The sequence below is a fragment of the Acinetobacter sp. WCHAc010034 genome (genome assembly GCF_001696615.3).
Classification (GTDB): domain Bacteria; phylum Pseudomonadota; class Gammaproteobacteria; order Pseudomonadales; family Moraxellaceae; genus Acinetobacter.
The window spans coordinates 1,377,128-1,401,537 of the sequence record NZ_CP032279.1; the positions used below are offsets into that span (position 1 = coordinate 1,377,128).

Genomic DNA, 24,410 nt, shown 5'->3' on the forward strand with positions numbered 1-24,410 from the left:
TCCTCTTCGAGTGATTGAAGACCCTGCCCTATGAAAAAAATTCTGTGCCTATCTGTTCTGCTTGGCTTTCCGCTGAGCGCAGCCTACAGCGCACCGCCGAAAAAAGTCCATCAGCTGCCGGCGCAGAGCATTGATGTGCTGCCCGCGCATTTAACCACCCGCATTCAATGGGCCAAGTTTCCGCAGCCGAATTACAGCAATGAAGACCTGAATCAAAAGAGCCGCGCAGCCATTATCCGCGTATTTGCCGATGAAAACGGCAATGTGCAGGAAGCCACGGTCGAAGAAAGCACCGGCATTCAGAGGCTGGATCAGATGTTAGTGCGCGCGGTGGAAAAAGCCGAAGTGAAGCCGCATATTGAAGGCGGCAAGCCCGCGCCGCAAATCGGCTATCAGGCATTCAACCTGAAATTGACGGATAAAAATGCCGGAAACTGCGCCTATGAATTCAATTCAAAAGTTTGGCAGGCGCAGCAGAATGAAAAGCGGACAGCATTTCAGTATCTGCAGCAGCCTGCGCTTCAGCTTGATGCTGAACAGCTGAATGGCCACGACCGCACGGTGAAATTCAGCTTTAAGGCGGACAAGCATGGCGGCGTCAAAAAAATCAAGATCCGGCAGGGTTCAGGCATCTACGCGCTGGACCAGACAGTTGCGCAAGCGCTGTCCGGCAGCCAAATTTCGGTAAAACGCACAGCCCGCACCTTATGGCTGTATAAACAGTCCAGCTTTAAGGATGAAATTCAGTTCAAGCTGAACCGCTGCCCATAAGCCTTAAAATCCGCAAGATTGGCGCTGGGGATTTGATTCTTCCAGCGCACCTCCTCTTAAAAGAATAAGCATGATGATAAATTGTATAAAAAAACAGCTTCTGACCGCATTGATCTTAGGCGCCGGCGCGCAGCTGCAGGCAGCTTCAGATCAGGCTGCGGCCGCCCAGCCTCAGCCTAAGCAGGTCAATATCGGCACTTCGGCGGGCCTCAGCTGGAGCCGGCCGCCCCGCGTGCGCATTATGCCGGGCGATCTGGAAGGCAAGCCAAGAAACGTGATTGCCGCAATTGAAGCCGATACTGCGGGCCAAATCACCAATGTGCGCATCCAGCAAAGTTCCGGCTTGCCGGACTTGGATGAAATGGTCATCAGGGCCATAAAGCTGGCCCGCTTTAGGCCTTATGCTGAAAATGGCGTGCGCTATCCGGTGAAAGTTAGCCAGCCTTTCTTATTTGAAGCCAATGATTATTCCAGTACGCAAAAATCCAGAAAGCCGCAGCCTTATGTCTGCCGCTACATCTTTAAATCGGAAAATATCAAGAAACAACTGGCCCATCAGCCCGTTCCGTTCCAATATCAGCAGCTGCCGAAGCTTGCCTTGGCCATGCCCCTGCTGGAGGGTGCAGACCGTGAAGTGCGCTTTGCATTTAAAGTGGCCAGAAATGCGCAGATTTCCGGCATAAGAATCAGCCAAAGCTCCGGCATTGCAGAGATCGATCAAATGGTCATCGGCGCCCTGCAGGATGCGCGGATTGATGCGCCCCGGCATTTCCTGCAGTGGGGGAAATTAAGCTTTGAAGACCGCATTATTTTTAAATTATCGGATTGCCCGCAATGAATGCCTGCAGAGCGCCCGTCCTGGACAGCGCTTCAGCAGAAAACCGCTGCGCCGGCCGGGAGCGCCCATAAAGCGATTATTTTGACGGCGCGAAGCCTTAAATCAGCCCAAGAAACAGCAGGTAAATGCAAAGATAGCGCCCGATTTTCGCAATGCTCACCATCAGCAGAAAGCGCGGAAAATTTTCTTTCAGCAGGCCGGCAATCAGGGTAATCGGGTCGCCGATAACCGGAACCCAGCTCAGCAAGAGTGACCAGAAGCCGTATTTCCGGTAAATCCCCTGCGCCTGCTGCATTTTGCCCGCCGAAACGGGAAACCACTTTTTATCCTTATAGTGTTCTACTTTCAGGCCCAGCCACCAGTTCACGCAGGAGCCGAGAATATTGCCCAAACTGGCGGCCGCAATCAGCATCCCCGCCGCATGGCTGCCCTGCATCAGCAGGCCCAGCAATACCGCTTCCGACTGCAAAGGCAGCAGGGTGGCCGCGCCGAATGCAGACAGGAACAGCAGCAGAAGCGCGGTCATTTAAAGGTTACAGCCCCAGCTGCTTTTTGGTCTTGCGGTATTCTGTACTCGACCAGAAAATCATCACGGCAAGGGCTAAAATGCGCGACCAGGTATAGCGCGAAGCAACCGGCTGCAGGATTTCCCGCAGCGCCGCCTGATCCTGAGTCTGGGCTGCTTCCGCAAGCTTTTGAATATGCACCGCCTCCACAATAAACAGCATCAGGCATGCAGCGATGCCGGCAATCAGCGCAAAATACACGCGCGGGTTATTTTCGACAATTCTGGTTAAATTTAAAAAAAATGCTTTCATCCATCCCATCCAATAAAAAACCACCGCAGCATTGGGTGGTTTTCATTCATTCTTGCCCGCATCTTAGCATAACTGGGCAGCGGCGCAATTCATCCGACCTTTATCGCTAAAGCTTTCTGCACGGCAGGGCGCGCCGTCAGGCGCTCCACATATTCTTTGACATAAGGATAGTCTTCCAGCTGAATCTGCTGCCATTCATAGCGCAGGATCCACGGCAGAATCGCCATATCGGCAATCGAATAGCCACCCGCCACATACTTTTGCCCGATCAGCTGATTGTTCAGTACTTTATACAGGCGCTTGGTTTCATTGACATAGCGTTCGGTGGCATAAGGAATGCGTTCCGGCGCAAAGCGGCTGAAATGATGATTCTGCCCCAGCATTGGCCCCAAGCCGCCCATTTGCCACATCAGCCACTGCTCAACCTCAACCCGCTCAAACTCATCCTCAGGATAAAACAGGCCGGTCTTGCGCCCCAGATACTGCAGGATGGCGCCCGACTCAAAAACCGAAATCGGCTCGCCGCGCGGGCCGTCCTGATCAACAATGGCGGGAATTTTATTGTTCGGCGATATTCTTAAAAAATCCGGCTGAAACTGATCATTTTCTAAAATATTGACCGGAAAAATCTGGTAATCCAGGCTCATTTCTTCCAGGGCAATGGTAATTTTATGCCCGTTGGGCGTGCCCCAATAATACAAATCAATCATGTGGAGATCCTGCTGCTTTTCTCGTTTTAGTGCACATTGCCGAGTTTTATTACCGTTTATAGCATGATTTCAGCGAGGAAACATTAAGTTAAGCTGAAATTGCACTGCTGAAACCTGAATGGCAGCTCTTGTATTTTCAGCATAATTATCGTTATGGGATAATTTCAACTGAAATGCATTTTATCTCTTGAATTTTTCCCCAGCATACCGATATTAAAAGTACAGCAATGATCAGCCGGTCTTGCTGCAGCTGCCGTCAATGCAAAGATGGCAGCCTAAGTTTCTTATTTATACAACTTTGCTGAACGCAGGAGGTTCTATCAATGAGTAATTTAAGCTTAAGCCCGCTATTCCGCCGCAGCATCGGCTTTGACCGTTTAAACGATCTGTTTGACTACGCCATGCAGAGCGAAACGCCGAACTATCCGGCATACAATATTGAAAAAACCGGCGACAATGAATACCGCATTGTGGTTTCCGCCGCCGGCTTTGCGGAAGATGAGCTGGCGATTAATCTGGAAAATCAGCTGCTGACAATTTCCGGCAAGCACGCCGAGCAGGCCGATGACAGCACCGCCGAATATCTGCATAAAGGCATTGCGCGCCGTTCATTCAAACTGTCGCTGCGCCTGGATGAGCATATTGAAGTGCAGCGCGCCGACTACACCAACGGCTTATTGAAAATTGAGCTGCAGCGGATTGTTCCGGAAGAAAAGCTGCCACGCCAGATTCCAATTGGCCGCAAGGCGGAGCCGGCTGAATCTTCTCAGGCTGAATAGCCGGCCGGCAGAAATCTCAGGCATAAAAAAGCGCTGCCAATGCAGCGCTTTTTTTCATCAAGCGGGAGATGCTTACTTGCGTTTTTTAGGACCCAGCAGCATGCCCATTTGACGGCCTTCCATTTTCGGCGTCTGTTCAACTACGCCGCATTCAGCCACATCTGCTTCAATCTTCTGCAATTGAGCCAGACCCAGCTGCTGGTGAGCCATTTCACGACCGCGGAAACGCAGGGTGATTTTCACCTTGTTGCCTTCTTCAAGGAACTTGATGATGGCGCGCAGCTTCACGTTGTAGTCACCGACATCTGTACCCGGGCGCAGCTTGATTTCCTTCACCTGTACTTGATGCTGTTTTTTCTTCGCTTCCTTCTGCTTTTGCTTCAGATCAAACAAATGCTTATTGAAGTCCATGATTTTACAAACCGGCGGCTCAGCATTGGCTACAATCTCAACCAGGTCAAGTTCAACCTGCTCAGCTGCGCGCAAGGCATCAGTTAAGCTTACAATGCCTTTCTGCTCGCCATTTTCGTCAACAAGACGGACTTCTTTTGCACGAATTTCATCATTCAAGGCAGGACGGTTAGATTTTCCGCCCTGTTGATTACGGTCAGGCTGTTTAATCGCTTTTACTCCACAATGTACCGGCCGCGTTCGGCTACGGCTGCTTTCACTAGGTCAACGAAAGCGTCGATTGACATAGTACCTAAATTTTTTCCAGAGCGGGTACGGACGTTCACTGTACCTTCCTCGACTTCACGGTCCCCAAGCACCAGCAAGTAAGGAATGCGCTCTAATGTGCGTTCACGAATCTTAAAGCCGATTTTCTCATTTCTCAAGTCTGAAATCGCGCGGATGCCGCTTTCTTTAAGTTTTGCGACCACTGACCCGCATGCTTGCGCCTGCGAATCGGTAATGTTCATCACACATGCCTGCACTGGCGCCAGCCAAGGCGGCATAAAGCCTGCATAGTGTTCAATTAGTATACCAATAAAACGCTCGAAGCTGCCAAGAATTGCGCGGTGAAGCATAACCGGCTGATCGCGGTCATTGTCTTCAGTCACATAAGATGCGTCCAGGCGTTCCGGCAGGTTGAAGTCGCACTGAATTGTACCACATTGCCATACCCGGCCTAAGCAGTCTTTCAGGGAGAATTCAATCTTCGGACCGTAGAATGCGCCTTCGCCCGGCTGCAGATCCCATGCCAGGCCTGCTGCGTCCAAGGCATCCGCCAAGGATTTTTCCGCCATATCCCAAAGCTTGTCATCGCCTACGCGCTTTTCCGGACGCGTAGACAGCTTCATTTGCACTTCTTCAAAGCCGAAGTCTTTGTAGACATCCAAAGTCAGCTTGATGAAGTCTGCAACCTCAGGGCCAATCTGCTCTGTGGTGCAGAAAATGTGCGCATCATCCTGAGTAAAGCCGCGCACGCGCATAATGCCGTGCAGTGAGCCTGACGGCTCGTTGCGGTGGCATGAACCGAATTCCGCCAAACGGATTGGCAGGTCACGGTAAGACTTCAGGCCTTGATTGAAGACTTGCACATGGCATGGACAGTTCATCGGCTTCACCGCATAGTTGCGGTTTTCAGAATGCGTCGTGAACATGTTGTCGGCATAGTTGGCTGCATGGCCGGACTTTTCCCACAGCGTGAAATCGACCACCTGCGGCGTGCGGATTTCCTGATAGCCGTTGTCTTCCTGCACTTTGCGCATGTACTGTTCAAGCACTTGGTAAATGGTCCAGCCGTTCGGATGCCAGAACACCATGCCCGGCGCTTCTTCCTGCATATGGAACAAGTCCAGCGCTTTGCCGATTTTGCGGTGGTCGCGCTTTTCCGCTTCTTCAATGCGCTTGACATAAGCAGCCAGCTGCTTCTTGTCCGCCCATGCCGTGCCGTAAATGCGCTGCAGCTGTTCATTTTTAGCATCGCCGCGCCAGTACGCGCCGGAGATTTTAGTCAGCTTGAAGGATTTTAAGAATTTGGTATTCGGCACATGCGGGCCGCGGCACATATCCAGATAGTCCTGATGGTAATACAGGCCCATCTGGGTTTCTTCAGGCATGTCCGCAATCAGGCGCAGCTTGTATTCTTCGCCGCGCGCGGTGAATTCTGCAATCACTTCATCACGCGGGGTCATTTTCTTAACGACTTCATAATCCTGATCGATGAGCTTTTTCATGCGCTCTTCGATGGCCGCCATGTCGTCTAAAGTAAACGGGCGCGGCATCCAGATGTCATAGTAGAAGCCTTCTTCAATGACCGGGCCAATGACCATCTTTGCTTCCGGGAACAGCTGCTTCACTGCATGGCCGACTAAATGCGCGCAGGAATGGCGGATAATTTCAACGCCTTCGTCATCTTTCGGGGTAATAATTTGGAGGCTGGCGTCCGCGCTGATCAGGTCAGATGCATCAACCAAGCGTCCATCGACTTTCCCTGCAACGGTATTTTTTGCAAGGCCGGGGCCGATGCTTTGAGCAACTTCCATGACGGATACGGCGTGATCAAATTCTTTCTGATCGCCATTTGGCAAAGTGATAATTGGCATAATAGGAAATCCTTAAGGAGTGATGCCCCGTACAATGGAGCATATCACCGCGAGATTATGATCGAGGGCTGCGCCTCAAAAGATAAAAACGGTGGATAGATGAAAATCGACTGAAATTTTACACGCCTTAGCCGAATGATTAAACCTTTTCCGGCTAAAAATCTTTTTTATCCTGATCATGCCTGCTTTCCAGCAGCCGGGCTGCGCAGCGCTCAAGCGCTTTTCCGGGCTAAATTATTTGCATGCAAAAATCAAACGGCAGAACCGCAGGGTTCATTTTCAGCCTTTAACGCGGTTTTTAATCCAGTATTTTCAATAAGCTGCATATTCAAGCGCAGCACTCCGACTAAAGCATTAATGCAAGACCGCCGAAGACTGCATATTGTTGCTGCAATGACAAAAATACTGCAGACAGGGAGTTTCTGAAATGGTGAGCGCATATGATGAATTGCCACGGACACCGGCCAACTTTGTGGCTTTATCGCCGCTGCGCTATCTAGAGCGCGCGGCCTATATTTACCCGCATCAAGACGCCATCATTCACGGCTCCCGCCATATCAGCTGGCGTGAAACCTACCAGCGCTGCTGCCAGTTCGCGCATCAGCTGCAGGCGCTGGGCATTGGCAAGAATGACACCGTTTCAGTGCTGCTGCCGAATATCCCGGCCATGATTGAGGCGCATTTCGCGGTGCCGATGGCCGGCGCGGTGCTGAACACCCTGAACACCCGGCTGGATGCCAAAACCATCGCTTTCATGCTGGAGCACGCGGAAACCAAAGTGCTGCTGGTTGACCCTGAATTTGCAGCCGTGGCGCAGGAAGCGCTGGCTTTAGTCCAGCAGGATATTTTTGTCATTGATGTGGATGATTCCGAATATCTGGACGGCTTTTCCACGCCGATCGGCCAGATTGAATATGAAGACTGGCTCGCGGAAGGCGATCCGGATTTTGCCTGGCACCTGCCGCAGGATGAATGGGACGCCATCAGCCTGAGCTACACTTCCGGCACCACCGGCAACCCGAAAGGCGTGGTTTACCACCACCGCGGCGCCTATATCAACGCCGCCAGCAATATCATCGCCTGCGGCATGACGCCGCGCGCCACCTATTTATGGACCCTGCCGCTGTTCCACTGCAACGGCTGGTGCTTCGCCTGGACCATGGCGGCCAACGGCGGCACCAATATCTGCCTGCGCAGAGTCGATGCGGAGCAGATTTTCAAGCTGATTGCGCGCCATAAAGTGGATTATTTCTGCGGCGCGCCGATTGTGCTTTCCATGATGATCAACACCCCGGAAGACAAGAAAACCGCATTCGATCACCGCGTGGAAGTCATGGTCGCCGGCGCGGCGCCTCCGGCAGCCATTATTGAAGGCATGCGCAATATCGGCATTAACGTCACGCATGTTTACGGCCTGACCGAAACCTATGGCCCTTCCGCGCTGTGCGCGTCGCAGGCCGGCTGGAGCGAGCTGTCTATTCAGGAACAGGCGCAGCTGCATTCGCGCCAAGGCGTGCCTTATCCGTTGCAGGACGGCATGAAGGTGATTGACCCGGAAACCATGCAGCCGGTGCCGCATGACGGCCAGACCATGGGGGAAATAATGTTCCGCGGCAATATTGTCATGAAAGGCTATCTGAAAAATCCGCAAGCCACCGCCGAAGCTTTTGCCGGCGGCTGGTTCCATACCGGCGATTTGGCGGTATGCCAGCCGGACGGCTATGCAAAAATCACTGACCGCTCCAAGGATGTGATCATTTCCGGCGGCGAAAACATTTCATCGCTGGAAGTGGAAGAGGTGCTGTATCAGCACCCGGCCATTCTGACCGCTGCCGTTGTGGCCAAGCCTGACCCGCGCTGGCAGGAAGTGCCTTGCGCCTTTGTTGAGCTGAAAGCCGGCAAGCAGGCGGCGCCGGAAGAAATCATTGAATTCTGCAGGCAGCATTTAGCGCGCTTTAAAGTGCCTAAAGAGGTGGTGATTGCCGAGATTCCGAAAACCTCAACCGGCAAGCTGCAGAAATTCATTCTGCGCGACTGGGCAAAAGAGCGCGCTGAACGCGAGTTCAGCTGAGCTGCCCCCCTTTTTTCAAAAATGCGCCCTGCAGGGCGCAAAACAGCAATAAAAAAGCGGCTCAAAAAGAGCCGCTTTTCAGCATTCAACACTGCAGTGATGCAGATCAGTTATCTGAAATCAGCGCCACCTGCTGCACATAGTTGAACATTTTCAGCTTAGACGCTTCAATTTCAGCTTCAGGCAGCTCCTGCTTCATGTCGCGCAGAACCCGCAGCAGATGCTGGCGCAGCGTATGGCGTTCAGTCGCGTTATACACCTTGCTGAATTCATTAATGGCGGGGTCGCCCTCTTTAATGATCCGGTCTACCCAGCGCTGCAGCTGTGCGGTTTTCTTCAAGCCCTGCTTCGGGGTCAAATACGACAGGATCACGGTTTCATTTTCATTGCGCAGCAGCTTGCCCACCCGCTGGAACTGGCGGCGGCGCGCTTCAAAAGAAGTAATCGCCTGCGCATCCAGCAGGGCGTCAATCAGGCGCTCTTCCACCGGAAGGTTCTTAATCTGCTTGGGACTGAGCTGCGCCAGCTGTTCACCTAAAGCGGCCATACGCTGTACAGCCTTCTTCTGTTCAGTTTTGCTTGCACGTCCTTCTAGAGAATCAAAGTCATCTTCAGTAAAACGGTTCGGTCGACGTGCCACGGTTAATCTGCCTCGTAAAATTTCGCTGCGAACAGCGCCTGAATCTCAGATAAAGCTTTTTCTTCATCTGCGCCATCAATCACTATTCTTAAAGTTGTGCCTTTGCCCGCGCCAAGCATGAGCAAAGACATAATATTTTTTGCATCCACTAATTTATCACCTTTGCCGATCTGAATCGACGAGCGGAATTTCGCAGTGACTTCAATCAGTTTTCCAGACGCACGCGCATGTAAACCCAGTTTATTAATTACGTCAACAGTTGTGTCAATCATGACCAGTGCTTCATTTCTCGATGTAGGACCTGAATAGACCATTTTGCCTCAAGGGCCTTTTTCAGTCTATCCACAATATAAACAGAGCGGTGCTGTCCGCCGGTGCAGCCGATGGAGACCGTCATATAGTGACGGTGCCCTTCGGCAAAGGCAGGCAGCCATTTGTCCAGAAAATGGTAAATGTCGCTGAACATTTCCTCAGTTTGCGGACTCTGCTCTAAAAATTTCTGTACTGGCTGATCCAGGCCGGAATATTTCCTTAATTCCAAATCCCAGTGCGGGTTCGGCAAATGCCTGACATCAAACACATAGTCAGCATCCAGCGGAATGCCGTGCTTAAAGCCGAAAGACTGCAGAATTAAAATCAGATTATTGGCCTGCCCAAGCTTGGACAGCAGTATATGCTTTAAATCATGCACGCTTTTGTCTGTAGTATCAATATGCACCGTTGAGCGCATCTGAATCGGCAGCAGCAGCGATTTTTCTTCCTGAATGCAGGCGTTCAGGCTTTTAAAGCGGCCGGACAGCGGATGCGGGCGGCGCGAGGCGCTGAAGCGTGAAATCAGCTCCTGATCGCGGGTGGTCAGATAAATGATATCGACCGAGCCGTGCTGCTGCAGCTGCTGAAAAACGTGGTCAAATTCCTGCAGGTCTTCCCGCGTGCTGCGGACATCCACCCCCAGCGCCAGCTGCTCAAGGTTATTTTCCCGGTCCAGCTTTGCGACAATCTCCGGCAGCAGAGCCAAAGGCAAATTATCAATACAGTAATAACCCAAATCTTCAAGCACCTGCAAAGCGGAGCTTTTGCCTGAACCTGACTGGCCTGTAACAATTAAAATGCGTTTCATTGCACTGCTGCCCTTCCTATAGCGTTATGAAGCAGGATATTTCACCTGCAGGTTGTCAATCAGGCGGGTCGCGCCCAGCTTGGCGGCTGCGAACAGCACGATATCCTGATTAAACTGCTCAATTTTCTGCAGGTCCGGAGCGCGCGCCTCTACATAGTCCACAGCAAAGCCCGCCTCTGTCAAGGCTGCTTTCATGTTCTGCAGCGCATCAGGCAAGGCGGCGCCAGCCTGCAGCTGCTGCTCGGCGGCTTTCAGGCTCTGGTAGATTTTCGGCGCAACCGCGCGGTTTTCTGGGCTTAAATAGCCGTTGCGCGAGCTGAGCGCCAAGCCGTCGGCTGCGCGGGCAATCGGCACGCCAATCACTTCCAGCGGAATATTCAGGTCGCGCACAAACTGGCGGATCACCGCCAGCTGCTGGTAGTCTTTCTGGCCAAAGAAAGCGTAATTCGGCTGCACAATGTTGAACAGCTTTGTAACAACGACCGCAACGCCGTCAAAATGCCCCGGACGCTGCAGGCCGCATAAGTCATCGGTAATGCCGCCGACTGTAATATTGGTCAGGCGCGGCTTATTGCCGTACATCTGCTCGACTGAAGGCGCAAAAACAATATCGCAGCCCGCTTCAGCCAGCAAGCGCTGGTCCTGCTCCAGCGTGCGCGGATAGCTGTCAAAATCTTCATTCGGGCCAAACTGAATCGGGTTCACGAAAATGCTGACCACCACCACATCGCATAATTTGCGCGCTTCGCGCACTAGATTCAAATGGCCTTCATGCAGATTGCCCATCGTCGGCACAAAGCCGATAATTTTGCGCGCTGAACGCGCCGGGCTGAGTGACGCAGCTAAGCCTTGAATGGTTATTTCAGTTTTCATGATTTACAGCTCAATTTGGAAAGTATGTTCTTTGGCTGGGAATGATCCTTCCTGCACCGCAGCATGGTACGCCTTGAACGCATCGGCAATCGCAGCTGCGCCGGCCTGTTCTTTCATAAAGTTGCGGACGAATTTAGCCACATGGCCGAAGTTCAGGCCAAGCATGTCCTGAACCACCAGCACCTGCCCGTCTGTATCCGCGCCCGCGCCAATGCCGATGACCGGGGTATCCGGGAACAATTCGCTGATTTCCCGGCCGACCTGCGCAGGAACGCATTCCAGCAGCAGCGCCGCGGCGCCGGCTTCAACCACAGCCTTGCAGTCCGCAATCAGCTGATCGGCAGCCTCGCGGGTGCGCGCCTGCACCTTATAGCCGCCAAAAACATGCACCGACTGCGGGGTCAGGCCCAAATGCACGCAGACCGGGATGCCGTTGCGGGTCAATGCCGTAACCGTTTCACTGAGCCAGGCGCCGCCTTCCAGCTTCACCATATGCGCGCCGGCCTGCATTACCGTTCTGGAACTGATCAAGGCGTCATGCAGCGTGGCATAGCTCATGAACGGCAGATCGGTCAGAATGAATGCATGGCTGTTGCCGCGGCGCACGGCGGCCGTGTGGTAAGCCATGTCATTGACCGTCACCGGCAAGGTTGAGTCGCAGCCCTGAATGGTCATTCCTAAAGAATCACCGATCAAAATAGTATCAATTTCAGCGACTTCCATTGCCTTCGCCATGCTTGCGTCATAGCAAGTCAGGCAGGAGAATTTGCGGCCTTGCGCTTTAAATTTTCTTAAGTCACTTAAACTAATCATCTGGATGTTCCTCTTATGGCCATGCATTGCAGCCATTCAAAATCTAAATATTTGCCCAGTTTCCGGCATCCAGCACATCCAGCGATGGATGCTCCAGAATCGGCAGATTTTTTAATAATTGCCCTTTCAGCTGCAGCTCAGCATCCAAGTCCAGCAGGGGGATCAGCACAAAGTCGCGCTCCATGACGCCGGCATGCGGCACCGTCAGGCGTTCATGCTGAATCTGCTCCTGGCCATACAGCAGCAGGTCCAGGTCCAGCGTGCGCTCGCCCCAATGGCGCAGGCGCACGCGGCCGGATTCCTGCTCAAAGCGCTGCAGCTCATCCAGCAAAGCCAGCGGCGCCAAATCTGTCAGCAGCTGCACGGCCGCGTTTAAATAATTCGGCTGATCCTGCGGCCCCATCGGCGGGCTTTGATACAGCTTGGAGGCTTTGACCTGCCCCAGCGATGCCAGCTTATGCACCGCCTCGGTCAGGATCTGGCGCGAATCGCCCAGGTTGCTGCCGAGGCCGATATAAGTGACTGCGCTCACCGGGTGGGCCCGAAAATCACTTGGCTTAAGTCGCGCTGAACCCGCTTGCGCTTCAGGATCGGATGATCCGCGCTGATGCCGCCGGATGCCTCAGGCGCTGCAGGATGGCGCCGCGGTTCCGCCGGGCTTTTCGCCTTGCGGGAACGGCGGCTGCGCGGTTCCGGCTCATTCACCAAAGGCTCAATTTCAGCCTGCTGCACCGCGCCAGACAGCTTGATTTCTTCAGCCGGCGCCTGCGAAGCCTTGCGCCGGCTCTTGGCGCGCTGGCGGTTATAGTCAGCAATTGCGCGCTCTTTTTCATCGGCGGACAGCGTTTGGTAGGCATCCCACCATGCGCCCATGCCCTGTGTGGCTTTATCGCCGGATTTTTCACGGATCAGCAGGAAGTCAAAGCCGGCGCGGAAACGCGCATGGCTCGACAAAGCCTCAATCTGCTGCGGTTTCGGGTTCAGCAGGCGGGTCTGCATTTCCCAGACTTCGCGGATAAAGGTTTCAGCAAAGCGCGGAATCACGGTGCGCGTGGCCTGGCGCTTCAACACATCCAAGCCGGCTTGGGCGCGCGCTTCGGCAGCTACCACGCCTTTGCCTGCATAGAACTCGCAGCGCTCCAGAAACGGCTTCCACAGCAAAACAGCATAGAAAAATGCCGGATTGATGGTCTTGCCGATTGAAATGCGCTGATCGGTATTTTTGGCCGCGCGCTCGATGAAAGGCGTAATCTCCGGCTGAATTTCGGCAAACAGCTGGCGCCAGATGCCGAAATCAATCAGCATCGGCAGGACGCGGTTCAAATGCCCCATGGTGAACAGCTTCTGAGATTCATCATACAGGCGGTGCGGCGACACATCGCGCAGCAGCTGGGTAATTTCCGGCGTAAAGATGTCCAGAATTTTTTCATCAATGCTGAAATTCAGCTTGGCGGCGAAGCGCAGCGTGCGCAGCATGCGCACCGGATCTTCTTCAAAGCGCTGCAGCGGATCGCCCAGCAGGCGCAGGGTTTTATGCTTAATGTCATCAACCGCATTGCAGAAATCCAGCACTTCGTTTTTGCGCGGCTGATAATACAGCGCATTGATGGAGAAATCGCGGCGCGCGAAGTCCTGCTCAATGCTGCCCCAGTTGTTGTCGCGCAGAATCATGCCGGAGGCCGAGGTTACTTCTTTTTTCGGCGGCGCGCGGAACGTCGCCACTTCAATCAGTTCGCGGCCTGAATAGACATGAGCCAGCTCGAAGCGGCGGCCGATGATGCGGCAGCGGCGGCCGAAGACTTCCCGCACCTGAGAGGGGGTGGCATTGGTGACCGCATCATAATCCTTCGGATTTAGACCCAGCATCAGGTCGCGTACACCGCCGCCGACGATATAGGCTTCATAGCCCGCCTTGGTTAAGGCATCAATCACATCCAAGATGGAAGAAGGTAATTGTGCAGCGGATAAGCCGCATTTTGACGCGCGCAAAGTTTGCAAAAGACGCTGTCTCCTACGCCTGAACGTAAAATTTTAAGATGTCGCTAATCATATCTCTAACACAATCAAAGGGCAATTTGATTCTCTCGATACTGCGCTGCAGCTTCAGGCGCATTTTCCGCAGATTCAGGCCTTACAACCCCAGGCGGGCTTTATTTTTCGCAAAGATGGCCGGCCCGATGCCTTTAACCTGCTGAATTTCCTCAATGCTTTTAAATTTTCCATTTTTTGCACGGTACGCCACAATCGCTTCGGCTTTTTTCAGGCCAATGCCGCTCAATTGCTGAAACTGCTCAGAATTTGCGCTGTTCAGCTTGATTTTCGGGCTGCTGGACGGCGCAACTAAAGCCGGCCTGGACAGGTAATAGTTCTGCTGGACAGCGCCGGAAGCAGGCGCTTTCTGCAGCCGGCTGTCCTGCGCCTGCTGTTCCGATTTCCACTGCGCATAGGACGCATTCTGCGCCGTTTCCGCATTTGCCCAGGAAATGCTGATGCCGATCAATGCCATCAGCAGAATTAAAAGCTGAATCTTATTCAAGCTGCGGTTTTTCATGTAAAGCCTGCTGTTTTAATAATTGTTTGGCCTGTTCCCACAGCTGATCCATTTCAGCCAGTGACAGGTCTTCTATGCTTTGATTGCGCAGCGCAGCCTGCGCTTCGATATGCGCAAAACGGGCGCGGAATTTATGCACGGTGCCCAATAGGGCTGTTTCGCTGCAGATGCTCATTTTACGCCCAACATTCACCAGAGAAAACAAGCAGTCGCCGAATTCTTCGGCAATTTCGTCGGAATTTCCGCCGGCAAGCGCCTGCCTGAATTCCGCCAGCTCTTCCTCCAGCTTGCCGTAAGCTTCTGCAGCATCCGGAAAATCAAAGCCGATTTGGGCTGCATTTTTCTGAATACCTTCCGCCTGCTGCAGCGCCGGCCCATGCTTGACCTGATCCAGCCGCGACACCGCCTTGCCCTGCTTTTCCTGGCGCTTGATTTCCTGCCACAGCTCCGCCACATCTTCCGGCGTCAGCTGCGCAAACTGCTCAGCCTGAAACACATGCGGATGGCGGCGGATCAATTTGGCGCAAACCGCCTGCACCACATCCTGAAAATTGAAGGCGCCCTGCTCGCTGTACATCTGCGACTGGAACACCACCTGCAGCAGCAGGTCGCCCAGCTCATCGCGCACCTCTTCAGCGCTGCCCGAGCGCACCGCAGCCTCCACCTCATAGGCTTCTTCAATGGCGTAGCGCGTCAGCGACTGCGGGGTCTGCTGCTGGTCCCAGGGGCACTTTTCGCGCAGCTCGCGCATGATGTTCAACAGCTGTTCCATGGTGCACCTCTATCGTTTAAACGGCATTATTTAAGCTGCAGCGTATTCTTTCAGCCGCAGAATTTGCTATGCTCAAAATACGCTCAGCAATAAAAAATCATAAGGAGAAGAATAGCATGCAAAGCGTCTTGATCAGCGGCGCCGCTCAGGGCATTGGCGCCGCGGCGGCCAAATTATTTTACCTGCACGGCTTTAAAGTCGGCATTTACGACATTAATGCGGCGCAGGCGCAGCAGCTGGCCCAGCAGCTCGGCCCGAACGCCAAAGCCGGCCTGCTGGATGCAGCCGATATCCAGCACTGGCGCAGCGCCCTGCAGGAGTTCAGCCAATGGGCCGGCGGACTGAATATTCTGGTGAATAATGCCGGCATTCTGCATTCAGGCCCTTTTGAGCAGACCAGCATTGAAGCCCATCACAGCACCATTGACATCAACGTCAAGGGCGTAATCAACGGCTGCCACGCCGCCTTTCCCTACCTGAAAGCCGCGGCTTTTGCGCGGGTCATCAACCTGTCTTCAGCATCGGCAATTTACGGCCAGGCCGATCTGGCCTCTTATTCCGCCAGCAAGTTCGCCGTGCGCGGGCTGACCGAAAGCCTGGATACCGAATGGCAGAAATACGGCATTCGCGTGCTGGACGTGATGCCGTTGTTTGTGCAAACCGCGATGGTGAAAGACATGAATGCCGAAAGCATTCATAAGATCGGCGTGCATCTGACGCCGGAAGATGTGGCGGCGCAAATCTTCAGCCTGGCTACGGCCCATGCCGGCGCATTCACGCCCACGCACCGCCCGGTGGGAATGCAGACTAAGATCCTGTTTAGCCTGACAAAAATCAGCCCGCAGTTTGTCAGCCGGCTGGGCAATCTGTTTTTGGCCAAAAGGCCGTAAAAGCCCGTTACAGCCTGAAAACAAATAGTGTTTTTCAGGCTTTTTCAGATGCTGTATTATAAAATGACTTTGCCGCCGCACCTATTAATGAGCTCACACACCAACAGCTAAATGCTCATTCAGTCAATAAAATCAATTTAAGCCGATATAAAAACTGCGGCCCGTAAAGCGCTTTCATCCGCACCCACCGAGCAGCCCCGCCAAGGACTGTGCAGATAAAAAGGGCTTGATTATGAAAAAATTAATCTGTGTTTTAGCCGGAAGCCTAAGCTTAATCGCGTGCTCTTCCATGCCGCTGTCATCAGGCCAAAAGGCCGCATCTTCAAAACCTGCACTTCAGGCAGCCTCCCTTGACGGCAGCTTCAACGGAGAAATCATCGGCGACTATCAGAATTCGCCGTTTTCAGCGCTGAAAATCGGCATGTCCAAGCGCCAGGTTGAAGATCTGGTCGGCATACCGGCCGACCATAAAATCCGCCAGACCAGCAGGGCCTGGATTCCGATTGCCGGCGCTTTTTCGCAGGATCAGTACCGTTTTGAAGCCTACTACAAAGGCGCCGGCCGCTTGGTGTATGCGCGCAACGGCAGCAGGCTGTTCAGAATTGAAGTCGATAAAAATGAAGACGGCTTCAGGTAGCAGCTGAATGCGCCGGCGTTCCGGCTGGGCATGAAAAAGCCCGCTTTCAGGAAGCAGGCTTTTCTTTCAGTTCAGCGGCTGAACTGAGGATTCAGGCCGATCAGCGCTTAAATTTCTTCTCGGCTTTCTTGAATTTCTGCACATAGCGGCGCTTGCGCGCTGCCGTGCGCTCATCCATTTGCGACTTGCGCCCTTCAAACGGGTTCTCAGAGGTTCTGAATTCAATTTTTACCGGCGTGCCTTCCAGCTTGTACACTTTACGGAAGACATTTTCCAAATAGCGGCGGTAATCCGCAGGCGTTTTGTCGACCTTGTTGCCGTGAATGACAATTGTCGGCGGATTCTGCCCGCCCATGTGCGCATAGCGCATCTTGATGCGGCGGCCGCCCACCATTGGCGGCTGATGCGCATCGGTCGCATCGCTTAAAATCTGGGTGATTTTTGCCGGCGACACCTTCAGATGCGAAGAGTCATAAGCGCGGTGAATTGAAGGATACAGGTCGCCGACGCCGGTGCCGTGCAGCGCGGAAATCAGGTGAATTTTCGCCCACGGAATGAAGTCAAAGCGGCGGTCTACATCCAGCTTGCACTGCTTGCGGTCATAGTCGGACATGTTGTCCCATTTGTTTATCGCAATCACCATGGCGCGGCCGGCTTCCAGCGCATAGCCGATCAGGTGCAGGTCCTGCTCGACAATGCCGTCGCGCGCATCAACCACAATCACCACCACATGCGCGTCTTTCATCGCCTGCAGGGTTTTCACAATTGAGAACTTCTCAATCATTTCATCGACTTTGCCTTTGCGGCGCACGCCGGCGGTATCAATCAGGGTATATTTGCGGCCGTCGCGCTCAAACGGAATATAGACCGAGTCGCGCGTTGTGCCCGGCTGGTCAAACGCCACCACGCGGTCTTCGCCCAGCAGGCGGTTGACCAGCGTCGATTTTCCGACGTTTGGACGGCCAATAATCGCCAGGCGCAGGCCGGTGTCTTTGTCATGCTCATCCGGATTTTCATCTTCAGGCACATCCTGCAGCACGTCTTCCAGCATCTGCTGCACGCCGCGGCCGTGGCTGGCAGCCACTTGCATCGGCTCGCCCATGCCCAGCTTGTAGAACTCCACCAGCGCAGCTTCGGCATGCACGCCGTCCACCTTGTTGGCGGCCAAGTAGACTTTCTTGCCTAGGGTGCGCAGCTCGCGGGCGATCTGCTCATCTGAAGCCAGCAGGCCGGCGCGGGCGTCCACCACAAAAATAATGATATCCGCTTCGTGAATCGCGGTTTTCGACTGCTCCGCCATGTAGGAGTCAATGCCGCCTTCGCTTTCGCCGATGCCGCCGGTATCCACTACAATGAAGGATTTGTTCTGGAATGTCGCATCGCCGTACTTGCGGTCACGGGTCAGGCCGGCAAAGTCAGCAACGAGAGCGTCGCGGCTCTTGGTGATTTGGTTAAACAGCGTTGATTTTCCGACGTTCGGACGACCAATGAGCGCAATTACGGGTTTCATAGATTAACCTTTATTCAAGATCAGCCAGCTAGGTCTGGTCTGAACATCAGAAAGTATTGGAAGAATAAGAATTAGGACAAATGCCTGAATAAAAACACGGGGCATTGACTGCGCAATCCCCCGCGTTGAAAAATACAGTTTGCCTATTTTAGCATAAGCTGCAAAAATTAACGATTCTGCCAGACACTCATTGCGCCTTTGCGCGTCGCAGCGTACAGCTGGCCGTCAATGACGCGCAAGGTGCGCACTTCGCCGCTGGTTTTTGAGCGCCCGACAATTTCGCCGGTCGCCGGGTTCAGCAGGTGCAGCACGCCGTCCATATCGCCGACCACCAGGACATTGCCCAGCATCACCGGGTTGCTCAGCTGGCGGTTCAGCAGCTGGTCATTTTCCCACAGCTTGCTGCCGGTAGTAATTTCATAGGCGGTGATTTTGCCATCGGTCTGCGCGACAAATACGCCGTTGCCCTGTACTTCAGGGCGCTGAATGCTGCTGGCGTCTTCGCTCCACACCACCTGCTGCGAAACCAGATCCAGCACAGTGACCTGGCCCTGATAGCTTGTGGTCACCACAAACTGGCCGGCAACGGCCGGGTCGCCGTCAATGTCAATCAGGCGCTGAATGTCTGAACGGCCTTCAGTTACGGCAACACGGCGCTGCATTTTCGGCGCGCCGCTGACGGCATCGAGGGCATAAATATAGGCATTGGCTGAAGCAATCAGCACATTGCGCGCATCCAGCGGCACAGGCGCAGCCTGGCCGCGCAGGCTGAACTGCACATTCGGCAGATTGTAGGTCCAGGCCTGCTTGCCGGTGGCCGCTTCATGCGCATATACCGTGCCGTCATTGGCGATGCTGATCACCCGGCCGGCATGAATCAGCGAAGGCGCAAGAATCGCGCCGGACAGCTGCGCACTCCATTTTTCCTCGCCGGTGGCCTGATCCAGCGCGTACAGCTGGCCCTTGCTGCTGCCGACAACAACCAGCCCGTCAGCCGCTTCAACGCCTGAGCTTAAGCCCTGCTTGGAGACTTTTTTCTGCCACAGGCGCTGCTTGCCCCGGTAGGCTTCAACTTCGCCGTTCGGATTGATGACAAAAATTACGCCATTATCGACATCTAAACGCAAGCGCAGCGGGTCGGCTTCACTTGCGGAAGCGACATTTGTAGAAAATACAGGAACCAGCGTTTTAGCCTGTACAAGTTTCGGCAGAGGATTCGGCTTCGCTTCCTCAACTTTAGCGCCTTTGCTGGCGCAGCCTGCAAGCGCAAGCGTTAAAACAGTCAGCGCACAGGCAATTTTGTATTTTCTATTCATTCAGCTGCTTCCATTTGTGTCTCTAAAATCGGGCGTTCGATTTCAGGATCATCGACTAAAACGCCTACGCTTTCGAGTTTAATTTGTAAAATCTGACGCTCTTCTTTGCGCTCAAGCAGCGCATCCCATGCACTTTGATATACTTTTTTGGCATTTTCAATATCATTTTTGGCAACATACACATCGCCGCGCGCTTCGTCGGCAGTGGCTTTAAATGCCGGATCATTGACCGCAGCCAGAGTTTTCAGCGCTTCATCATATTTCTTCTGCGCCAGCTGCGCATAGGCCAGGCGCAGCTTCACTACCTGAAGCAGGCCGGCATCGCTGTCTTTGGCATTTTCAACTTTTTTCAGCGCTTTTTCCGCACCGGCATAATCCGCCTTGTCATACGCCAGCTTGGCCATGACCAGCTGCGCCTGAACCGCCTGCGGCGAATCCGGAGAAGCCTTCATGATGCTGTCAGCCGCTGTAGACAGCTGCGTAAAAGCATCGCCCTGCGCGCTTCTTGCGCTGTCCATCAGCTGCTGCACCTTAGCTGTTTCAATTTGCGAAGCAGCTAAATTTTTCTTTTGCCAGTATTCCCAGCCGAAAAAGGCAATCAACGCAATTAAAATCCCGCTAATCATGGCAGAGCCATACTTCTTAGTGAAAGACTTTAAATTATCAAGTTGTTCATCATCACTTAACGCGTTCATTTGACGACCCTTTTCCTTATGTTTTATGGCTTATTTTGAAGAAAGCTGTTCAATAATAAATGGCACAAAGCCGGCTGCTGCAACCTCAGTCTGCTGCGCTGTCGCCAGCTCCTTGACTAACACCTGCTGCGCGGCCTGCTCACGCTCACCGAAAATCACCGCATACAGCGCGCCGGCCTGATCGGCTTTTTTCATCTGGCTCTTCATTGAACCCTGCGAGCCGACTTTCAGGCGGACAGCGCTGCCGGCCGCTTCCAGCTGGTCGCGGATTTGCTCAGCCAGCACCAGAGCCTTGCCCTGCACCGCAGCGTCGGAAACCAGGAAGATTTCGCAGTCGCGCACAGGCGCATTGTCTTCGACCTGCTCCAGCAGCAGCAATAAGCGCTCCATGCCCATGGCGAAGCCCACAGCCGGAACGGTCTGATCCGGCTTGCCTTTCAGCTGGCCCACCAGGCCGTCATAGCGGCCGCCGGCGCAGACTGTGCCCTGCGAGCCTAAATGCGCAGTTGTCCATTCAAAGACGGTCTTGTTGTAATAGTCCAGGCCGCGCACCAGTTTCTGGTTAATCACAAACGCAATGCCGGCATCGGTCAAATACTGCTGCAGCTGCGCAAAATGCTGCATGGTGTCTTCACCCATGAAGTCATGCAGCTTCGGCGCATTTTCCAGAATCTGCTGCGTGCGCGCGTCTTTTGAGTCCAGAATGCGCAATGGATTGGTCGTCAGGCGGCGCTGCGAGTCTTCGTCCAGCGCATCCTTATGCGCGTTCAAAAACTCCACCAGCGCTGCGCGGTAAGCTGCGCGCTCTTCAGATTCACCCAGGGTATTCAGCTCCAGCTGCACTTTGTCCGCAACGCCCATGCGCTTCCACAGGCGCGCCGTCATCAGAATCAGCTCTGCATCCTGATCCGGCGTCGCCACGCCGAAAGTTTCCACGCCGAACTGGTGGAACTGGCGGTAGCGGCCTTTCTGCGGCTTTTCATAGCGGAACATTGGCCCGACATACCATACCCGCGGCGCAGCGCCGCGCAGCAGGTTATGCTCCAGCATGGCGCGCACACAGCCCGCCGTGCCTTCAGGACGCAAAGTCAGGGACTCCGGCGGATTGCCTTTGTCCAGAAAAGTGTACATTTCCTTTTCGACAATATCCGTCGCATCGCCGATCGAACGCTTGAACAGCGTGGTCTGCTCCACAATCGGCAGGCGGATCTGCTGGTAGCCGTAGGCATCCATTAAGGACGCTAAATGCTGCTCAAGACGCCTCCACGCTGGTGTTTGCGTAGGAAGAATGTCATTAAAACCTTTAATTGCGACAATTGAACTCATGATTTACTGCGTATAATTTCTTTAGATTTAGCTTCTTCAAGCGCTTGAACCCGCTGGCGGACCATCGTTTCGATTTCATCAACCAGCTGATTTGTATCAATTAAATGGCTTTTTTCACCATTTCTGTACACCAGTGAGCGCGGACTTGCGCCAACGATGCCGATATCGGCCTCTTTAGCTTCACCCGGGCCATTCACCTTGCAGCCAATGACCGATACATCCATCGGCGTGCGAATATCCTCCAGGCGCTCTTCCAGCGACTGCATCACTTTAATCACGTTGAATTCCTGACGCGAGCAGCTCGGGCAGGCAATAAAGTTGATGCCGTTGGAGCGCAGCCCCAGTGACTTTAAAATATCAAAGCCGATTTTCACTTCTTCTTCAGGCTCAGCCGCCAGCGAAATGCGCATGGTGTCGCCGATGCCTTCCATCAGCAGGCCGCCTAAGGCGATAGCCGATTTGACCGAGCCAGTGCGGTAAATGCCCGCTTCCGTAACGCCCAAGTGCAGCGGATTGTCAATCTGTTTCGACAGCAGGCGGTAAGCATCCATGGTCAAAAACACATTGGAGGCCTTGACCGAAATCTTGAACTCCTGAAAATTCAGGCGGTCCAGAATATCAATATGGCGCATTGCCGATTCCAGCAGCGCTTCGCCGGTCGGCTCGCCGTATTTCTTCTGAATGTCTTTTTCCAGCGAGCCGGCATTTACGCCAATCCGCATGGAAATGTCATGATGGCGCGCCGCAGCCACCACTTCGCGGATTTTCGCTTCAGAGCCGATATTGCCCGGGTTGATCCGCAGGCAGTCAGCGCCCATGTCGGCAGCTTTCAGCGCAATTTTATAGTCAAAATGAATATCTGCAACCAAAGGCACCTGCACGCGCTTGCGGATTTCCCCGAACGCTTCAGCGGCTTCCATGCTCGGCACAGAAACCCGCATGATGTCCGCGCCGGCATCGGCGCAGCGCTGAATCTGCGCCACGGTCGCTTCCACATCGCAGGTTTCAGTATTGGTCATGCTTTGAATGCTGATCGGCGCATCGCCGCCCACATGCACCGAACCGACGCGGATTTTGCGGGTCGGACGGCGCTGAATTGGATTTGCAATCATGTTTTCGCTCTACCCCTGTCCATTAGCGTGATAAACGGAATTCTGCCTTGCCGTTTACCGTATATGGCGACAATGAAACCGCTTCATTATTTAAGCTGAGTGACACGGCAGCAGCATCATCCAGGCGGATCTGGAATGGCGCTTCGCCGGATAAATCTAAAGTGGAAGCCTGGCGGCCAGTCGCCAGCACCTTGCCTGCTGAGTCAACAATATGCACAGAGGTCGGGCGGTTGAACTGCAGGCTCAGCTGGTCGCCGGATACGGCGCCACTGCTGCCAGAACTCAGCACCTGCACATCAGACGCTTCCGGCGCCAAGGCCTGCGCATCGCTGTCCGCGCCGCTGGACATATTCTGAATCACGGCGGCCAGAATGCCCAGAACCGCAAGCGCAAGCAGGGCGATCAGGCCGCGCTTGATCCATTTGCGGTTGCGGTCGCGGTTTGAACCCGGCAGCTTGCCCATGATTTTAATCGGCGAATTGTTCAGGGCGTGATTCGGCAGCAGGCCGGTATCATTGGCGTAAATCTCATCAAAACGCTGAATAATGCTGGTCGCGTCCACATTCAGGAGTTTGGCGTAAATGCGGTAATAGCCCTTGATGAAGGTCGCTTCAGGCAAAGACGTATACTCATCCTGCTCCAGCGCGGTCAGCGTTTTCACCGGAATATTCAGCTCGGCAGCGGCGTCGCTGAGCTCGCGCTTCTGGGTAATGCGGATTTGGCGCAAGTACTCGCCCGGGCGCTGTACATTTCCTAACGCATTTGGAGCAGCGCTCGAACCATTCGATTGCGGTGAATTAGGATTTACTTCCATACGGCCTCAGTACTGTACTGTAATTGCAAATAACGTTGGTATTCGGGACTTTCAGGGAACAGCGCCCGCAGCTGGTTGACCAGCGCCTGCATGCCCAGACTGTCCCCATTCGCACGCGCAGTGCGGATGCCAATCCAGAGCGCGCGGGCGCTCTGGTTTTTCTGCCCGACTGCGCGCACAAACTGTTCATACATTTGCGTCGCGGCAGCGGTTTGCTGGTTTAAATAAAAAATTTCCGCCAACTCTAACATTGAAATGAAGGAATCTCGATTGGCCTGCAGGGCCTGCTTGAATGATTTTTCAGCATTCGCGGCATCGCCCAGCTTCAGGTAAATCCGGCCGGCATTTTCCAGCGCGCGCGCGCGCTGATCATAGCCCAGTGTCGCGCCGGCGATGTTCAGCTGTTCAAGCGCGTCATTATAGCGCTCAATTTGATACAAATACGTACCATAGTTGTTACGCGCCTGCGCATTTTTCGGTTCTGCGGAAATGGCGCGCCGGAAATAGCTGTCGGCTTTTTCCATATTCAGCGGGCTGCCTTCCTGCTGCAGCAGCACGCCCATCATCATATTGGCTTGGGCGTCGCGCGGCTGCGTTTCCAGCGCCTGATCCAGCGCGCGCTTGGCCGCGTCCAGGTCGCCGGCCTTAATGTATTCAACCGCCAATTGAGTGCGCACTTTGGCTGCCTTCTCCGGATCTTTTTTGCCGAGATCTGGGGTCTGGCAGGCCGTCAGCGCCAAAGCTGCAAGGCTTAAAGATGAAATGAAAGCAAGTTTATACCTTAAGGTTCTCAATTGGCCGCCTC

The 24,410-nt window shown here is 53.8% G+C and carries 28 protein-coding genes; 7 read left to right on the forward strand and 21 right to left on the reverse strand.

Annotated elements, in window-relative coordinates:
- The first annotated feature begins 30 nt into the window (after window positions 1-30).
- Together BEN74_RS08150 and BEN74_RS08155 are read left to right on the forward strand one after the other, a co-directional pair.
- Window positions 31-771, forward strand: a complete 741-nt coding sequence (locus BEN74_RS08150; protein WP_068907743.1) for an energy transducer TonB — start codon at window positions 31-33, stop codon at window positions 769-771.
- 70 nt (window positions 772-841) lie between these two features.
- A complete protein-coding gene (locus tag BEN74_RS08155; RefSeq protein ID WP_086374323.1) occupies window positions 842-1,609 on the forward strand; it encodes a TonB family protein in 768 nt (255 codons plus the stop codon).
- A 97-nt stretch (window positions 1,610-1,706) separates the two neighbouring features.
- On the opposite strand, the gene BEN74_RS08160 is transcribed toward BEN74_RS08155, so the two are convergent.
- From BEN74_RS08160 to BEN74_RS08170, 3 genes are all read right to left on the reverse strand, one after another.
- On the reverse strand, window positions 1,707-2,135 hold the full coding sequence (locus BEN74_RS08160) for a YqaA family protein (protein ID WP_068907747.1): 429 nt from the start codon (window positions 2,133-2,135) through the stop codon (window positions 1,707-1,709).
- A gap of 7 nt (window positions 2,136-2,142) precedes the next feature.
- A complete protein-coding gene (locus BEN74_RS08165; protein ID WP_068907749.1) occupies window positions 2,143-2,427 on the reverse strand; it encodes a hypothetical protein in 285 nt (94 codons plus the stop codon).
- 89 nt (window positions 2,428-2,516) lie between these two features.
- A complete protein-coding gene (locus BEN74_RS08170) occupies window positions 2,517-3,137 on the reverse strand; it encodes a glutathione S-transferase N-terminal domain-containing protein (protein WP_068907751.1) in 621 nt (206 codons plus the stop codon).
- A gap of 323 nt (window positions 3,138-3,460) precedes the next feature.
- Between BEN74_RS08170 and BEN74_RS08175 the strand changes: the two genes are divergently transcribed.
- Window positions 3,461-3,916 carry an Hsp20 family protein gene (locus tag BEN74_RS08175; protein WP_068907753.1) on the forward strand — a complete coding sequence of 152 codons (456 nt, stop codon included), beginning with the start codon at window positions 3,461-3,463 and terminating at the stop codon, window positions 3,914-3,916.
- A gap of 72 nt (window positions 3,917-3,988) precedes the next feature.
- Here the strand turns inward: BEN74_RS08175 and infC are convergent, their stop codons facing one another.
- On the reverse strand, window positions 3,989-4,537 hold the full coding sequence (gene infC / locus BEN74_RS08180) for a translation initiation factor IF-3 (RefSeq protein ID WP_086374322.1): 549 nt from the start codon (window positions 4,535-4,537) through the stop codon (window positions 3,989-3,991).
- Between the two features lie 5 nt (window positions 4,538-4,542).
- Entirely contained in the window at window positions 4,543-6,465 is a 1,923-nt protein-coding gene (gene thrS, locus BEN74_RS08185; protein ID WP_068907755.1) for a threonine--tRNA ligase, read from the reverse strand.
- A 135-nt stretch (window positions 6,466-6,600) separates the two neighbouring features.
- Here thrS and BEN74_RS08190 point away from each other — a divergent pair, with 135 nt between their 5' ends.
- Complete coding sequence (locus tag BEN74_RS08190; protein ID WP_068907756.1) at window positions 6,601-6,891, forward strand: hypothetical protein; 291 nt, start codon at window positions 6,601-6,603, stop codon at window positions 6,889-6,891.
- A 1-nt stretch (window position 6,892) separates the two neighbouring features.
- Window positions 6,893-8,536 carry an acyl-CoA synthetase gene (locus tag BEN74_RS08195; RefSeq protein WP_068907758.1) on the forward strand — a complete coding sequence of 548 codons (1,644 nt, stop codon included), beginning with the start codon at window positions 6,893-6,895 and terminating at the stop codon, window positions 8,534-8,536.
- Window positions 8,537-8,642: 106 nt separating this feature from the next.
- Here BEN74_RS08195 and yjgA read toward each other — a convergent pair whose 3' ends face one another.
- The 9 genes from yjgA to mazG form a co-directional block, all read right to left on the reverse strand.
- Window positions 8,643-9,176, reverse strand: a complete 534-nt coding sequence (gene yjgA / locus BEN74_RS08200; protein ID WP_068907760.1) for a ribosome biogenesis factor YjgA — start codon at window positions 9,174-9,176, stop codon at window positions 8,643-8,645.
- A 2-nt stretch (window positions 9,177-9,178) separates the two neighbouring features.
- Window positions 9,179-9,448: an HPr family phosphocarrier protein gene (locus BEN74_RS08205; protein ID WP_068907763.1), complete on the reverse strand. Its 270-nt coding sequence runs from the start codon at window positions 9,446-9,448 to the stop codon at window positions 9,179-9,181.
- Window positions 9,445-10,296 carry an RNase adapter RapZ gene (gene rapZ, locus BEN74_RS08210; protein WP_068907765.1) on the reverse strand — a complete coding sequence of 284 codons (852 nt, stop codon included), beginning with the start codon at window positions 10,294-10,296 and terminating at the stop codon, window positions 9,445-9,447. The genes BEN74_RS08205 and rapZ overlap by 4 nt, the downstream gene beginning before the upstream one ends.
- 24 nt (window positions 10,297-10,320) lie before the next feature.
- Window positions 10,321-11,169 (reverse strand): pantoate--beta-alanine ligase, encoded by an 849-nt coding sequence (panC, locus tag BEN74_RS08215; RefSeq protein ID WP_068907767.1) that lies wholly within the window; start codon window positions 11,167-11,169, stop codon window positions 10,321-10,323.
- Window positions 11,170-11,172: 3 nt separating this feature from the next.
- Complete coding sequence (gene panB / locus BEN74_RS08220; protein WP_068907770.1) at window positions 11,173-11,982, reverse strand: 3-methyl-2-oxobutanoate hydroxymethyltransferase; 810 nt, start codon at window positions 11,980-11,982, stop codon at window positions 11,173-11,175.
- Window positions 11,983-12,025: 43 nt separating this feature from the next.
- Window positions 12,026-12,514, reverse strand: a complete 489-nt coding sequence (gene folK / locus BEN74_RS08225; RefSeq protein ID WP_068907772.1) for a 2-amino-4-hydroxy-6-hydroxymethyldihydropteridine diphosphokinase — start codon at window positions 12,512-12,514, stop codon at window positions 12,026-12,028.
- Window positions 12,511-13,980 (reverse strand): polynucleotide adenylyltransferase PcnB, encoded by a 1,470-nt coding sequence (gene pcnB / locus BEN74_RS08230; protein WP_068907774.1) that lies wholly within the window; start codon window positions 13,978-13,980, stop codon window positions 12,511-12,513. Before pcnB ends, folK begins: the two co-directional genes overlap by 4 nt.
- Window positions 13,981-14,113: 133 nt before the next feature.
- Window positions 14,114-14,533, reverse strand: a complete 420-nt coding sequence (locus BEN74_RS08235) for a ComEA family DNA-binding protein (protein WP_068907776.1) — start codon at window positions 14,531-14,533, stop codon at window positions 14,114-14,116.
- Window positions 14,511-15,305 (reverse strand): nucleoside triphosphate pyrophosphohydrolase, encoded by a 795-nt coding sequence (gene mazG, locus BEN74_RS08240; RefSeq protein ID WP_068907778.1) that lies wholly within the window; start codon window positions 15,303-15,305, stop codon window positions 14,511-14,513. The genes BEN74_RS08235 and mazG overlap by 23 nt, the downstream gene beginning before the upstream one ends.
- 116 nt (window positions 15,306-15,421) lie before the next feature.
- On the opposite strand from mazG, the gene BEN74_RS08245 reads away from it, so the two are divergent.
- The gene (locus BEN74_RS08245; protein WP_068907781.1) at window positions 15,422-16,195 is read left to right on the forward strand and encodes an SDR family oxidoreductase; all 774 of its coding nucleotides are present in this window, start codon (window positions 15,422-15,424) and stop codon (window positions 16,193-16,195) included.
- A gap of 232 nt (window positions 16,196-16,427) precedes the next feature.
- The gene (locus tag BEN74_RS08250; protein WP_162898163.1) at window positions 16,428-16,832 is read left to right on the forward strand and encodes a hypothetical protein; all 405 of its coding nucleotides are present in this window, start codon (window positions 16,428-16,430) and stop codon (window positions 16,830-16,832) included.
- A 100-nt stretch (window positions 16,833-16,932) separates the two neighbouring features.
- Here BEN74_RS08250 and der read toward each other — a convergent pair whose 3' ends face one another.
- The 7 genes from der to pilW all read right to left on the reverse strand — a co-directional run bounded on the left by der (window position 16,933) and on the right by pilW (window position 24,399).
- A complete protein-coding gene (gene der, locus BEN74_RS08255; protein WP_068907785.1) occupies window positions 16,933-18,342 on the reverse strand; it encodes a ribosome biogenesis GTPase Der in 1,410 nt (469 codons plus the stop codon).
- A gap of 167 nt (window positions 18,343-18,509) precedes the next feature.
- On the reverse strand, window positions 18,510-19,658 hold the full coding sequence (gene bamB, locus BEN74_RS08260; RefSeq protein WP_068907787.1) for an outer membrane protein assembly factor BamB: 1,149 nt from the start codon (window positions 19,656-19,658) through the stop codon (window positions 18,510-18,512).
- Window positions 19,655-20,353: a YfgM family protein gene (locus tag BEN74_RS08265; RefSeq protein WP_068907789.1), complete on the reverse strand. Its 699-nt coding sequence runs from the start codon at window positions 20,351-20,353 to the stop codon at window positions 19,655-19,657. The genes bamB and BEN74_RS08265 overlap by 4 nt, the downstream gene beginning before the upstream one ends.
- 30 nt (window positions 20,354-20,383) lie before the next feature.
- Window positions 20,384-21,679, reverse strand: coding sequence for a histidine--tRNA ligase (gene hisS / locus BEN74_RS08270; RefSeq protein ID WP_068907791.1), 1,296 nt, complete (start codon window positions 21,677-21,679; stop codon window positions 20,384-20,386).
- Window positions 21,676-22,791 (reverse strand): flavodoxin-dependent (E)-4-hydroxy-3-methylbut-2-enyl-diphosphate synthase, encoded by a 1,116-nt coding sequence (gene ispG, locus BEN74_RS08275; protein WP_068907793.1) that lies wholly within the window; start codon window positions 22,789-22,791, stop codon window positions 21,676-21,678. The genes hisS and ispG overlap by 4 nt, the downstream gene beginning before the upstream one ends.
- A 22-nt stretch (window positions 22,792-22,813) precedes the next feature.
- A complete protein-coding gene (locus tag BEN74_RS08280; RefSeq protein ID WP_068907795.1) occupies window positions 22,814-23,605 on the reverse strand; it encodes a helix-turn-helix domain-containing protein in 792 nt (263 codons plus the stop codon).
- On the reverse strand, window positions 23,596-24,399 hold the full coding sequence (pilW, locus tag BEN74_RS08285) for a type IV pilus biogenesis/stability protein PilW (protein ID WP_068907797.1): 804 nt from the start codon (window positions 24,397-24,399) through the stop codon (window positions 23,596-23,598). The genes BEN74_RS08280 and pilW overlap by 10 nt, the downstream gene beginning before the upstream one ends.
- Window positions 24,400-24,410: the final 11 nt, after the last annotated feature.

Excerpts from the sequence above, each read along its gene's own strand:
- BEN74_RS08170 (WP_068907751.1), bottom strand. The coding sequence starts at position 3,137 with ATGATTGATTTGTATTATTGGGGCACGCCCAACGGGCATAAAATTACC.
- mazG (WP_068907778.1), bottom strand. The coding sequence starts at position 15,305 with ATGGAACAGCTGTTGAACATCATGCGCGAGCTGCGCGAAAAGTGCCCC.
- hisS (WP_068907791.1), bottom strand. The coding sequence starts at position 21,679 with ATGAGTTCAATTGTCGCAATTAAAGGTTTTAATGACATTCTTCCTACG.
- BEN74_RS08245 (WP_068907781.1), top strand. The coding sequence starts at position 15,422 with ATGCAAAGCGTCTTGATCAGCGGCGCCGCTCAGGGCATTGGCGCCGCG.
- rapZ (WP_068907765.1), bottom strand. The coding sequence starts at position 10,296 with ATGAAACGCATTTTAATTGTTACAGGCCAGTCAGGTTCAGGCAAAAGC.
- BEN74_RS08160 (WP_068907747.1), bottom strand. The coding sequence starts at position 2,135 with ATGACCGCGCTTCTGCTGCTGTTCCTGTCTGCATTCGGCGCGGCCACC.
- BEN74_RS08205 (WP_068907763.1), bottom strand. The coding sequence starts at position 9,448 with ATGATTGACACAACTGTTGACGTAATTAATAAACTGGGTTTACATGCG.
- BEN74_RS08250 (WP_162898163.1), top strand. The coding sequence starts at position 16,428 with ATGAAAAAATTAATCTGTGTTTTAGCCGGAAGCCTAAGCTTAATCGCG.
- BEN74_RS08150 (WP_068907743.1), top strand. The coding sequence starts at position 31 with ATGAAAAAAATTCTGTGCCTATCTGTTCTGCTTGGCTTTCCGCTGAGC.
- thrS (WP_068907755.1), bottom strand. The coding sequence starts at position 6,465 with ATGCCAATTATCACTTTGCCAAATGGCGATCAGAAAGAATTTGATCAC.
- panB (WP_068907770.1), bottom strand. The coding sequence starts at position 11,982 with ATGATTAGTTTAAGTGACTTAAGAAAATTTAAAGCGCAAGGCCGCAAA.
- BEN74_RS08175 (WP_068907753.1), top strand. The coding sequence starts at position 3,461 with ATGAGTAATTTAAGCTTAAGCCCGCTATTCCGCCGCAGCATCGGCTTT.
- BEN74_RS08280 (WP_068907795.1), bottom strand. The coding sequence starts at position 23,605 with ATGGAAGTAAATCCTAATTCACCGCAATCGAATGGTTCGAGCGCTGCT.
- BEN74_RS08190 (WP_068907756.1), top strand. The coding sequence starts at position 6,601 with ATGATTAAACCTTTTCCGGCTAAAAATCTTTTTTATCCTGATCATGCC.
- bamB (WP_068907787.1), bottom strand. The coding sequence starts at position 19,658 with ATGAATAGAAAATACAAAATTGCCTGTGCGCTGACTGTTTTAACGCTT.
- BEN74_RS08195 (WP_068907758.1), top strand. The coding sequence starts at position 6,893 with ATGGTGAGCGCATATGATGAATTGCCACGGACACCGGCCAACTTTGTG.
- panC (WP_068907767.1), bottom strand. The coding sequence starts at position 11,169 with ATGAAAACTGAAATAACCATTCAAGGCTTAGCTGCGTCACTCAGCCCG.
- BEN74_RS08265 (WP_068907789.1), bottom strand. The coding sequence starts at position 20,353 with ATGAACGCGTTAAGTGATGATGAACAACTTGATAATTTAAAGTCTTTC.
- BEN74_RS08155 (WP_086374323.1), top strand. The coding sequence starts at position 842 with ATGATGATAAATTGTATAAAAAAACAGCTTCTGACCGCATTGATCTTA.
- der (WP_068907785.1), bottom strand. The coding sequence starts at position 18,342 with ATGAAACCCGTAATTGCGCTCATTGGTCGTCCGAACGTCGGAAAATCA.
- BEN74_RS08235 (WP_068907776.1), bottom strand. The coding sequence starts at position 14,533 with ATGAAAAACCGCAGCTTGAATAAGATTCAGCTTTTAATTCTGCTGATG.
- BEN74_RS08165 (WP_068907749.1), bottom strand. The coding sequence starts at position 2,427 with ATGAAAGCATTTTTTTTAAATTTAACCAGAATTGTCGAAAATAACCCG.
- ispG (WP_068907793.1), bottom strand. The coding sequence starts at position 22,791 with ATGATTGCAAATCCAATTCAGCGCCGTCCGACCCGCAAAATCCGCGTC.